This is a genomic window from Providencia sp. M-27 (genome assembly GCF_011077905.1).
Lineage (GTDB): Bacteria > Pseudomonadota > Gammaproteobacteria > Enterobacterales > Enterobacteriaceae > Providencia > Providencia huaxiensis.
Genome location: NZ_JAALBT010000010.1, coordinates 55,588 through 69,629, shown reverse-complemented (window position 1 = coordinate 69,629; position 14,042 = coordinate 55,588). Strand labels below are relative to the sequence as shown.

Sequence of the window (14,042 nt, the reverse complement as noted above, 5' to 3'; positions counted from 1 at the left end):
ATAAGCATTCAACAATAACCCAGTTAATATTGAAACTAGGAATAAATTGAATGAACCCCGCTACGTCAACCACAAAGCCAACCATGAGACATAAAATCTCAAATGGTTTTGTGCTCTTTACTGCAATATGGTCTTCGGCCATCATGCCGGTTATACCAAGCTATGCAAAAATGCTCACACCTGATGACCTACCTACTCTGGGAAGTGACCCCGTTCTAACCGATGATGATAAAACAGAGAAGCTGGTTGCTGAATATAGCCAAAGTGCTGCGCGTTTTATCTCTGGTAAGAAAAAAGCGGCAGATCTTGCTGATATGGCACAAGACTTCGCTCGCAGTAAAGCCACAAATGCGGCAACAGATGAGATAAATCGTTGGTTATCCAAAACCGGTAATGCCAAATTCAGTGTTGACGTAGATAAAAAATTAACCATTAAAAATACCCAATTAGATTGGTTAATTCCTTGGTATGACAGTACAGATTTATTATTGTTTACCCAACATAACATTCACCGTACTGATGGCCGATTACAAACCAATAATGGTATTGGGGTTCGTCGCTTTACCCCAGAGAGTATGATGGGCGTCAATGCCTTTTTTGATCATGACTTATCTCGCTACCACTCTCGCCTAGGTTTCGGGGCAGAGTACGCTCAAGATTTCTTAAAACTGAGTGCCAATACCTATTTACGTACATCAGCATGGCGTAGCGCTCCTGAATTAAAGAATGACTACAATGCCCGCCCGGCTAATGGATGGGATTTACACGCTGAGGGCTGGTTGCCTTCTTACCCAAATATTGGCGGAAGCCTTAAATTTGAGCAGTATTTTGGCGACGATGTCGCCCTATTTGGCAAAGATAAGCGCCAGAAAGACCCTCTTGCCACAACGGTTGGTATAAACTGGACTCCATTCTCACTGGTAACTTTAAGCGCAGAACAAAAAATCAGTGGTGGATTAAGTGAAACTAATGCCAAAGTCCAGTTCACTTGGGCACTGGGTAAGAGCCTCGCAGAACAGCTTGACCCAAGTAAAGTGGGTGATGCTCGTCGTTTAATGGGCAGTCGCTATGATTTTGTGAATCGTAATAACAATATCGTACTAGAATACCAAAAGAACACCCTGATAACCCTATCATTACCCTCAATAATCCAAGGGAAGACAGGGGAATTATTACCTTTAATTAATACCCTCAATACCAAATATCCGTTAGATCAATTAGCCGTACAAGCACCTGAATTTTTAGCCGCTGGGGGCGAAATAATCCTCGACGGAGCGTCTACAAGAGTCAAATTGCCGTCTTATAAAGTGGCAATGACCGAACAAGAAAGGAAGAAAATCAACCTTTACCGATTCACGGTAACAGCCTCTGACAGCAAAGGAAATATTTCACCACAGGCCACAACTTTGGTTGAAGTTACAAACTCCGGCGTATTATCAATTAACCCAAATGAGGTTATCAAGCAAGGAAATGCGGTTGCTAACGGCCAAGATATTAATAAATTAACCATTACGGCCAGAGATAGTTTAAATAATATCGCGCCAGACTCAACAGTGACATTTATTCTCCCTGCAGGACTTAAATTCGTCACACAAAAAGCCACCTCTTCAAGAATGGCGTTTAGCAATTTATTCAAAAAAATGCAGGCGGCAAAATCAACTGATAAACAAAAATATAAAATTGCCACCAATATCAAAGGGGAAGCTTCGATTCAATTCACCACTTTGACTACGGGTGAACACCGAATTCAGGTAGTGCCAAATGGCGGCGTTCCCATTGAAACCACCTTTTTCTTTATTGCCGATACGCATCAAGCGCATATTAAGCATTTTAATATCCTCAATGATAATGCGATAGCCGATGGGACATCCAATAACAAAATTCAATTCCATGTTACTGATGATAATGCACACCCCATTAAAGACGCTGTACTGCAACTTGAGGCAAGAAATGCCACAGCCAAGCAGCTAAGCCCAACCGATGAACAGGGTAACACTGAAGTCGAGGTAAAAAGCCAAGTCGCAGGGCCTGCCAAAATAACGGCAACACTGAATGAACAAAGCGTCACGGTAGAAACCCATTTTGTATTTGGCCAATTAGCCCATGTCACGATTGTCGACCTTGCGCAAGCCGCTGCTGGCACAGACAGCACGATTACCATTTCACTGACTGATACAAACAACAACCCTATTTCTGGCGCCGATGGTTCTGTCATCGTGAACATCGATGGCAAACCAACACCAATTACTATCACGGAAAACCGTCCTGGTAGTGGTATCTACACCGGAAAATTACCGGGACAACATACTGGTACGCCAAGTATCACCGTCACCATTGATGGGCAAACCTCCTCTCCAGAAACGTTAATTGTTGAGCAGCCAAAACCAATCTCCCCAAACAACTCAAGCGGCACAGGCCAAAAAGGGGAAAAAGGCGTTATTGAAAATATCGTCGTCACTCCAAACCGAACCCACGGTTTACAATCGGGAGATACTCTTGACGTCACTGTAACCATTACTGATGGATTTAATAATGGACTTACGGGTTTAAACACCAATGACATCGATATAGGTCAACATAAAGGCGATACGCTGATATGGACGGATAATGGCGACGGGTCTTACACCACCACTTTGCCATTAACGGAGATTGGTACCAATGATTTAACCGCTTCTATTAATGGCACCACTAGCTTGAAAACGGATATTCAGGTCGCTAATGCCACTGGGACTATTCATGTTGATAAAGTCAAAATCATTAAAGTAGAAAAACCAGCAGCAGGTGTAGATAGTACAATAACCCTCGAGTTAACCGATAAACATAGCAACCCCGTTGTTGGTGAAACAGAAGTGACTGTCAATATTGATGGCCAAGCACATACTTTGCCAGTGACAGAAACATCTCCAGGTATTTATGACGTCATTATTCAGGGTCAACTCGCAGGCAACCACATTGTTTCTGTTATCGTTAATGGGGAAGGATCACCAAAAGAGCCGCTTATTGTTGATAAATCACAGCCTGTTAAACCTAAAGACCCAAGCGGTGCAGGGCAAAAAGGCGAACTAGGTGTTATCGATAATATCGTTATCACGACAGGCGATACTAGCCATCTGCAATCTGGCGATAAACTTGAGGTCGTCGTTTCCATTACTGATGCATTTAACAACGGCTTGTCAGGCTTAGACACCAATAATATCAATATTGGTAAACACAAAGGCGATACATTGGTATGGGCTGATAACGGTGATGGCTCTTACACCACCACCTTGCCACTAACCGACATCGGCAATAATGACCTTACCGTTTCCATCAATGGTACTAAGAGCCCGCAAAAACAAGTCCAAGTTAGCAATGCCAAAGGAAAAGACAAAGTCAGTAAAGTTGAAATTATTCAAACAGAAAAACCCGCCGCAGGTTCAACCAGCACACTAACCGTTCAATTAACCGATAACAACGGTAACTCAGTAGTCGGTGAAACTGAAATGACCGTGAATATTGATGGCAAACCACATACTCTCCCCGCGAAAGAAGGGAAACCCGGTATCTATGAGGTCACGCTGCCAGCACTGCAAGCAGGTAATCATCAAATTACTGCCGTGATAAATGGCCAAAGCTCCCCTAAAGATACTTTAGAAGTACAAAAACCGACCCCAATTAGCCCGAATAATTCGAATGGTACAGGCCAACAAGGTGAGAAAGGCGTTATCGACAAAGTCGCAATCACACTTGATCACACTCACCGTTTTGAATCCGGTAATCCTCTTGAAATCACGGTTGCGGTAACTGATGCCTTTGGTAACGGCTTAGCTGGCTTAAATACTGATAACATCGATATCGGTAAACACAAAGGAAATACCTTAAGCTGGGTAGATAATGGTGATGGCTCTTATACCACTACCTTGACCTTAACCGACGTTGATAGCAATAATTTAACTGCCTCCGTCAATGGTGCCCATAGCCCACATACAGAAGTTCAGGTCAATCATGCCATAGGCGCTTCCCATGTCGATAAGGTAAAAATCACCAAAACAGAAAAACCGGCGGCTGGTACAAATAGTATTGTAACTATCGAGTTAACCGATAAATATGGCAACTCGGTTGTCGGTGAAAAAGAAATTACCATTCATATTGATGGACAAGCCTATAAACGTCCTACAAAAGAAGGTAAACCCGGGATTTATGAGGTTAGCCTACCCGCACTGCAAGCGGGCAATCACAACATTAGCGCGAGTGTGAATGCCCAACACTCAACTGACACAACCTTAGTGGTCGCAAAACCAACTCCAATTAAACCAAATAGCAATGGTAAACCGGGAGAAAAAGGCGTGGTCAATAGTATTGCTATGACGACAGGCAATACCAGTAACTTACAGTCTGGCGATCAACTTGAAATCACCGTGACCATCACCGACGCTTTTAATAACGGTTTAATTGAGCTAAATACAATTACCCTTGACGGATTTAACGGCAAGCCAGTCTGGACGGATAATGGCGATGGCTCTTATACGGCGACTCTCACACTGACTGAAGTTGGCGATAAAAACTTAATTGCTTCTATCAGCAATCATAAAACCGCTGTAACACCGCTCCAAGTTAGTCACGCGTCGGGTCAAAATAACGTCAGTAAAGTTGAAATCACCAAAATAGAAAAAGCAGATGCAGGTTCAAATGGCACTCTAACTGTTCAATTAACCGATAAAAATGGCAATCCAGTGGTCGGTGAACAGGAAATGGTTATTGAGATTGATGGCACCCCACACACCTTGCCAGCAAAGGAAGGGAAACCGGGCATTTATGAGGTCACGCTACCCGCACAGCAAGCAGGTGATCATAACATTATAGCCACGGTAAATGGCCAAAGCTCAGTTAAAGATACTTTAGCGGTGAAAAAACCAACCCCAATTAGCGCGAAAAACTCAAGCGGAACAGGTGCTCATGGTGAACGAGGCGTTATCAATAACCTAACCATGACAACAGGTGATATCTCACGTCTGCAATCAGGTGACAAACTGGATATCACTGTCACCATCTTCGATGCATTTAATAATCCGTTAACGGCTCTCGACACCAGTAATATCATTTTGGATGGATACAAGGCAAGCTCGCTGAAATGGTTAGATAAAGGTAATGGCGCTTACACGACTTCGTTGCTGTTAACACAAACTGGCTCCAATAATATCGCGGCATCTATTAATGGTCATAAATCACAACAATTCCCTATTACAGTGAGTAATACGACGGATATCAATCGAGTTGCTAACGTCGAACTTGAAACAATCATCCCGAGTGATGCAGGTGAAAACCAAATTATCACCGTAAAAGTCACTGATAAATATCAGCACCCCGTCACCATGATTAGCAGTATGATAACGGCAAATATCGACGGCCAGTCAACATCGATTGTTTTAACAGAGTCACTCACTCAAGCAGGTATTTATACAGGAACGTTACCTGTACAAAATACGGGTAAATATACCGTTAAAGTGACGGCGAATAATAAAACTGCATCAAAAATTTGGACAGTTAAAACCCCTGCAACCATAACCGTGAAAGACAAAAATGGAAGTGGTATAGGAAATCAGCGTGGCGTCATTAAAACCGTTACATTGGCTTCATCAGCGGTTAACGACCTAAAATCAGGGCAGTCATTACAATTAACCGTGACACTTAAAGATACATTTGGTAACCCCCTTGAAGGGCTCAGTGGCGCGAGTATTCAGTTAAATCATCGACAACCTAGCAATCGCTCTGTGACTTGGATAGACCTCCGCAACGGCGACTACACGGCTCTTTTGCCTCTCACCAAAATTGGCCAAGATACTTTAACCGTGAAAGTGAACAAAATAACCACTTCCCCACTGAATATTAACGTGGGAAGTGCTATTGGAACCTCGCAAATCAAGCAAGTTAAAATCAAAGATATCGCTAAACCCGCTGCAGGTGAAACGAGTTCCATCACACTATCAATCACTGATACCAATGATCAACCCATTACAGGGATAGATAGTAACGCGGTCATCTCTATTGATGGCACTGAAGAATTGTTTAAAATCACGGAAACAACCAATAGCAAAGGAACCTATACTGGCACGCTTTCTGGCCAAAAATCAGGCGTTCATAAAATTATTGCCACTGTTGGTGGTGTTAAATCCACAGAATCAACCTTAACCGTTAGCGCTCCTTCCCCCATTGCTATCAATCATGGTGGTAAACCACATTATCGCGGTGTCGTTAACCGTGCAACACTCGCCATTTCCCCAAATAATAACCTAAAATCTGGCGGTGCGTTAAAGCTAACCGCGATATTAGAAGATGCCTTTGGTAACCCATTAACTGGCGTTGATTTAGCGCAATCACTCACCCATAAACAAGCGGGTAAAGCCACTTGGATAGCACAAAAAGATGGAAGCTATACGGCTAACTTAGTTTTAACGCAATTAGGGCAAGATCACTTATTTATCACCGTAAATAACATACAAAGCCCAACCATTGTTATTGATGTCAAACCACAGTTAGGCAATAACGCGATTCATAAAATCGATATTAATGATATTACCAACGCAGCCGCTGGTGCAGAAAGCACCTTCACGGTGGTATTGGCCGATGCTCAAGGTAACTTAATCGACGGTGTCCAAAGTGTTGAGGTCACCATCGGTAAGCAAAAACCAGAAAGCATTAATGTCACTCAACAAGCAGATGGCCGCTACATAGGGAAATTATCTGGGCAACAAAGTGGCTCTTATGACGTGGTTATTAGCGCCAATCAACAAAATTCGGCTAAAAAAACATTCGCCGTGACAAAACCTGATACAGTCACTGCGACCTCAGATGGAAGTGGCAAAAAAGACCAGCGTGGCGTCGTTAGCCATGTTGAACTGAAAAGCGCATCAGTAAGTTCGGTATCTGGCCATCATTTACAGTTAACTGTCGAGCTAAAAGATAGCTTTAATAACCCATTAAAAGGCGTCTCCAGCAACCACATTGCACTAACGCACAAGCAAGCAAGTCATGTGGTTTGGACCGACCATAACAACGGCCAATACACCGCGACCTTGCCATTAAAGGTACTGGGAAGCGATGTATTAACCGCCACCGTTAACGGTATCAATAGTTCGGTAGCAAATATTACCGTGGAAAATACTGCTGATATTAAACAGGTGAGTAAGCTAATCGTCGCGACGATTGCACCATCTGCAGCGGGAACAGAACAGCAAATCACCGTACAAGCCGTTGATGCCAATAACCATGGTGTGACTCAAATTGAGAATAACATCAACGTTACCCTCAATGACAAGCCACTTAATTTAACATTTGTTGAATCGAAAACCATTAAGGGCACTTACACTGCAACCCTACCAGCCCAAAAAACCGGTAACTATACCGTCAAGGCCAGTGCCAATAAGAAGGAAACGCAACAAACTTGGCAGGTTACTGCCGCCAAAACGATTCAAGCAACAAAAACTGATGGCTCAGGTGTTCAAGGCCAAGCCGGTGTGGTGAATACCGTTGCGCTCGCTGCGACAAACGCACCAAACTTTAAATCCGGTGATACCGTAAAACTCACGCTAACCTTAAAAGATGCGTTTGATAATGCGCTTAGCGACATTGATGTTAAAAACATCACATTAGCACATAACCAAACCGGTAAAGTAACTTGGGTTGATCACCATAATGGCACCTACACCGCTGATTTACCGTTAAAGACACTGGGTAAAGAGCGCTTAGTGGCGATGGTTAACCAGATAAAAAGTACGCCAGTTGACATCAACGTTGAAAATGCAATTGGAAGCAACCGCACCCATCAGGTTGATATTGTTAATATCGCCAGTCCGCAAGCCGGTGCCGAAAGCCACTTTGCAGTATCCTTGACCGATATAAACAGCCTCACAGTCATGGGGATCACTGAGGTCACTGTGAATATTGCGAAACAGCAACCACTAAATATTGCCGTTACTCAACAAACGGATGGCATCTACACAGGGAAATTACCGGGACAACAAAGTGGGGTTTATAGTGTCGTTATCACTGCCAATAATAAACCATCCACGGCAAAAACACTCACAGTGACAGAACCTGATACAGTCACTGCGACCTCAAATGGAAGTGGCAAAAAAGACCAGCGCGGCGTCGTTAGTCATGTTGAACTGAAAACCGCATCAACAAGTTCAGTATCTGGTGATCATTTACAGCTCACTGTCGAGCTAAAAGATGGCTTTAATAACCCATTAAAAGGCGTCTCCAGCAACCACATTGCGCTGAAGCACAAGCAGGCAGGTCATGTCGTTTGGACTGACCATAACAATGGCCAATACACCGCGACCCTGCCATTAAAGGTATTGGGAAATGATGCATTAGTCGCCACCGTTAACGGCATCGATAGTTCACCAGCAAACATCACCGTGACAAATTCCACCGATATCAAGCAAGTTAATCAACTGGTTATTGCCGCTATCGCCCCATCGGCAACCGGCTCAGAGCAAACCATTAGCGTACAAGCGGTTGATGGCAATCATCATGGTGTGACACTCATTGCGGATGACATTAAAATTACGCTCAATGATAAGCCACTTAACTTAACATTTGTTGAATCGAAAACGGATAAAGGCACTTATATCGCCACTTTACCTGCACAAAAAACAGGGAATTATCTGGTTAAAGTGACCGCCAATAAACAGGAAACTCAACAAACTTGGCAAGTTACTACCGCCAAAACGATTCAAACAACAAAAACCGATGGTTCAGGTGTTCAAGGCCAAGCCGGTGTAGTGAATACCGTTGCGCTCGCTGCGACAAACGCACCAAACTTTAAATCTGGTGATACCGTAAAACTCACGCTAACCTTAAAAGATGCGTTTGATAATGCGCTTAGCGGTATTGATGTTAAAAACATCACATTAGCGCACAACCAAACCGGTAAAGTGACTTGGGTTGATCACCATAATGGCACCTATACCACTGATTTAACCTTAAAAACACTGGGCAAAGACGCATTACGTTCCACCGTTAATGGAATTAGCAGCCAAGCTGTCGATATTGAAGTAATAAAGAGTGACGAGGTCAATACAGTCAAGAATGTTGATATCTTATCTCTCCCTACGCAAATCGCGGGAATGGACAGCACATTAATTGTTGCACTGACAGATATAAATAATCACTCCGTCACAGGTATCAAAGAGGTCACAGTTAAAGTCGATAATAAGCATTCATCGACGATCCCTGTAGCGCCACTCAATAATGGTAACTATATTCTCACGCTACCGGCGAAACAAAGCGGCTCCTATGACATTATTGTTACAGCTAATAATATCAATTCAGCTGCTAAAACACTGACAGTGTCTAATCCAAGCACCATCGTTGCCACAAACCATCAAGGAAATGGAATTAAAGGCCAACGCGGGGTCGTTGCTAAAGTACAATTTAATACCGCACCGTCAGGCAGCCAACAAGCCGGTACCCTGCTCGCATTAACTGTAATGTTAGAAGATAGCTTTGGTAATTCGCTGACGGGTGTCAACAGTCTCGCCATTGCTCAGCAGCAATCAGGCTCTGTCATATGGAAAGACAATGCGAATGGTACTTATACCGCTGACTTATTATTAAGCAAGCTAGGCACTGACACCTTAAAAGTCACAGCTAATGGTATTAGCCAATCACAGGTTATCGATGTTGAAGCGCCACAGGGTAAACCTGCCGTGAGCAATGTGGCATTAAAGGCGACCAACCGGACGTTTAAGGTAGGTGACACCGTCGAATTACAACTGACATTGGCTGATAGCCATGGCAATGGTGTTGAAAAGGTACAAACCAACGACATTCAATTAGAGCATAATCATACGCTTGTTCCTAAGTTGACCTGGTTAGAGAAAGGCGCAGGTATTTACACAACGACACTCCCTCTGCATAAACAAGGGAAAAACACCTTTGTAAGCCGAGTTAATCACCAAACCAACGCCCCACTGACGATTGATGTCAGCGCACTAACAGACCCAACACAGGTAAAAACGGTTGAGCTCAAAGCCAATACAAACCAACTGACTGTAGGCAGTAAAACAGAGTTGACACTGATATTAGCAGACCAATGGGATAATGGCGTTGAAGGGATCGCCGCTAAAGATATCACCATAAATGATGCGCATACTAAGAAAGATCTTGCAGGCTTAGTTTGGGTTTCAAAAGGTAACGGGGTCTATACCACACCCATTACCCTATCAATGGCAGGTATTCATTCACTGAGAGCTAAAGTTAATTTACAACATAGTAAAAATATATTAATTGAAGCGAAGCCTTCCACTGACTCAAACCGAGTTCGCAATATAACGCTATCAGCGACATCAAATATGATCACTGCGGGTGATGAAGTCTCTTTGTCCTTGAAAGCGACTGATATGGATAACAACCCGGTTATTCATATCAACAATAATACAATCACACTGACTGATAACAAGAAGCCAGTTAACGTGATCTGGAATGAAGATAACCATGGATTAGGGATCTACACAACTCGCATCATGCTCAGTGACGTTAAGACGCATACTCTGATGGCTGGTATTGATCAATTTACAGATACAGCAACTATCACGGTCAATTCACCAACAGGTAAAGATGCAGTGAAGACCATCGCCATTTCACCAATAGCCAACAGTGATGCAGGACAATCATCACCGCTATCTATTGATTTAACTGATGCATATGGCAACCCGGTTAAAAATGTCTCCAGTAGCGATATTACTGTGACCATTAATGGGCAAAAACAAGACATCCTCTTTATGGAAAAAAATGTGTTAAATAAATATATCGCCCAACTTCCCGCCGCTAAAGCTAGCCGCTATAAAATAGCAGTGGAAGTCAACGGCCAGTCAGAAACTGCCGAATGGCTCGTCAATCCGCCGATAGAAATCCCAATCACTTCTTATGATAAAGACCGTTTACGAGGCTCGCTAGAGACTATTTCTATCACCAGTAATACCCCCACTAACAGTGCCAACTCAGGCGATAAAGTGACCTTAACTGTCGGACTAAAAGATAAGTTCGATAACAAACTGACTGGTGCGGCAAACTCATTAAAATTATTAACTAACTTACATTCAGCCTCAACATGGAGAGAACTCCGCGGCGGGCTATATACTCAAGAACTCACCATGAATAAGCTACATAAGCAGTCTATTCAAGTCGTAGTAGATAAACTACTCAGCGATAAGCTTGAGCTAACCGTTGCTCCTGCCAAAGGGGTAAATAAGGTGCATAAAACCACTCTTGAAACCGATGAGGGTACTATTGAGGCAGGTAAAGAAGTGCAATTAACATTAGCCTTAACGGATAGCGTTGATAACGGTGTTATTGATATCGATACAGGGGCTATTCAGCTCACCAATAATGGAAAACTAGCCAACGTTACATGGGCTAATCCACAAGATGGCGTGTATACCACCAAGCAGCAGTTAAGCACTGTTGGTAATTATCAGTTTAAAGCCACCGTAAATAACCGCTCAAGCCGTATCCAAACCGTGGAAGCAACCTATCCAAGTGGAAAAGATGTGGTGAAATCCGCAAAAATGACCACAAACGCAAATACGTTTGATGCAGGTAAAAAGGTTGACTTAACGTTAGAACTAAAAGACCAATATGGCAATTTGGTTACTGGCGTCAATGGCGCTGATATTGCTTTAACCGATAGTCATACAGGAGAAACTATTGATAGCAGCAATATTGCTTGGAAAATGGAATCGGTGGGCGTGTATAAAGCCACTTTACCATTAACCAAAGTGGGTAAACACACATTAACCGCGACGGTGAATAAACAAGATGCCAATACCAAGGAAGTCACGGTGAAAGCGTTGAAAGGGGCTAGCAATGTTAAGGAGATCAAATTAACCACGGTGGCAACTTCAATCAATGCAGGGGAAAGCACCTCATTAATCCTCACCATGCTCGATAACTATGGTAATGAAGTGGCAGATATCACATCGAAAGATATTATGTTCAAAAATACCGACAGCACGATTAACACTAAAGCAGCGTGGGTGAAAGCATCTTCACACGGTAGTGTCTATACGGCTCAGGTCACGCTAGAGAAAGTTAAAAAGCACACATTATCGGTTGAGGTAAATAAACAGGTAAAAAATATCGAAATTGATGTAAAACCGCAAGAAGGTGCCAAAAATGTCGCGAAAGTTGAGTTAAATGCACCAAAAACAGTGGCAATTAATGCTGGTGCCGAGCTTCAACTCAGCCTAAAAGATAAATTCGGTAATGGTGTTGTCGCGGTTAATATTTCTGATATCACACTGGAACATTTAAATACATTAATACCAATAAATTGGGTTGAAGGCAATGAAGGTAAGTACACATCCAGCTTAGCGCTAACTAAGGCCAAAGCACATCCACTGACAGCCAAGGTTAATGGACATTCTTCAAATGCCACTATCACGGTTGACAGCCCGGAAGGGGTTAAACATGTGGCCAAGATCAGTATGAAGTCTTCAATAACCGCTGATAGTTCAGGGAAATTAACTACCTTCCCAGGGCAAGAGTTCAAGTTAACATTCACATTAACTGACCAGTATTACAATGGCGTCACTGGGTTAAAAGAAACAGATATCAACTTAACTGATACTCAAAAACCAAGTTCAGTGCTAATAACGGCATGGCAAGAAAATACACTGAAGAAAGGTGAATACAATGCCACTGTATCACTGACTCAAACAGCCCAACACAAGCTGACAGCAAAAGTGAATACTGTTTCGGATACTGCACAGATAATGGTGACCCCATTCAGAGACACCAATTACATTGCAACCGTTGAATTAAAACTTGATAAAACTAATACCAATATGGGTAAAACATATAATGTTGAGTTAAAAATCAAGGATAGATACGGTAATGACGTATTTGTTAATAACAACGATATTGCAATACATAATAAAAATCAAAAATCATCAGCTATTCAAGAGAAGTGGGATATAACAAGTGACACTTTCACTCGCCAATATAAAGGAACGCTCAGTTTTACAAAACCTGGAGAGTATATAATCTCAGTCGGTGTAGGTAGGGTAAATAGTAAACCTGAAGTGGTAACTATTGAAGCTGGCGCACCTGTATTTGCCCCAGGAAAAAGCTCACTCACTGCGAGTGCCTATGAAACAAGCACAACTGATATCAAAACGACCACGATACAGCTAATGCTTAAAGATGATAATGGTCATTTGATTACAGGGAAAAAACCAAAAATAGAAACCATATCAAACGTAACCTCTAAGCGGGTATCGAAGGATATGATAGAAAAATCGGCAGGAATATACACTGCAGAGTACCAAAACAGTCTTGATCCAGAAATTATTCACATCAAATTACTCAATAGCTCCATTGGTTATACGGGTAATTACCAATCTATTCAAATTGTCAATTACGACAAAATATCAATTACACCGTTAGGTACTAAGGAAACCTATGCGGTTGATAAGCAATTCCCTTCTACCGGATTTACTGGAGCACAATTTGCCATCAAACCTTCACTAGGTACCGCATCTAACTATAACTGGGAGGTTGACCAAAAGTGGTTATCTATTGATAGCAAAGGAGTTGTGACACTGAATAAACACCCGGAAGGCCGCAACACTGCAAAAGTCACCATCACAGGAAGACCTAAAACGACTAATAGCAAGAATATGGTATATACCTTTAACATGAATAAGTGGTTTAGCACAGGGGCACAATTGGATTTTCATAATGTAATGAAATATTGTACTAATTCTCAAAGAATAGCCACACCAGAAGATATAAAATACAGTAATATCTCGCTATTCACCCAGTGGACAGAGAAAACCATTAACGACAACATAAAACTAGACCAAATAGCAACACAAGGCTGGATTTGGGTAATGAACCAGAATCATATAACCTTATACAATCTACGAACACATAAGTACCTAACCAATCCTTTTAATGCCGGTGAGCGTGGTCTGGTGTGTGTTAAAGAGTATTAATTGTAATTAGTTTTAAATTATTGATACTTATATCTCATCAGCCCCCTATTGGGGGCTTTT

The 14,042-nt window shown here is 42.4% G+C and carries 1 protein-coding gene; it reads left to right on the top strand.

Annotated features, from left to right (window positions below; translation table 11 throughout):
• Positions 1 to 50 precede the first annotated feature (50 nt).
• Positions 51 to 13,982 (top strand): invasin domain 3-containing protein, encoded by a 13,932-nt coding sequence (locus tag G6Q48_RS14825; protein WP_166267283.1) that lies wholly within the window; start codon positions 51 to 53, stop codon positions 13,980 to 13,982.
• Positions 13,983 to 14,042: the final 60 nt, after the last annotated feature.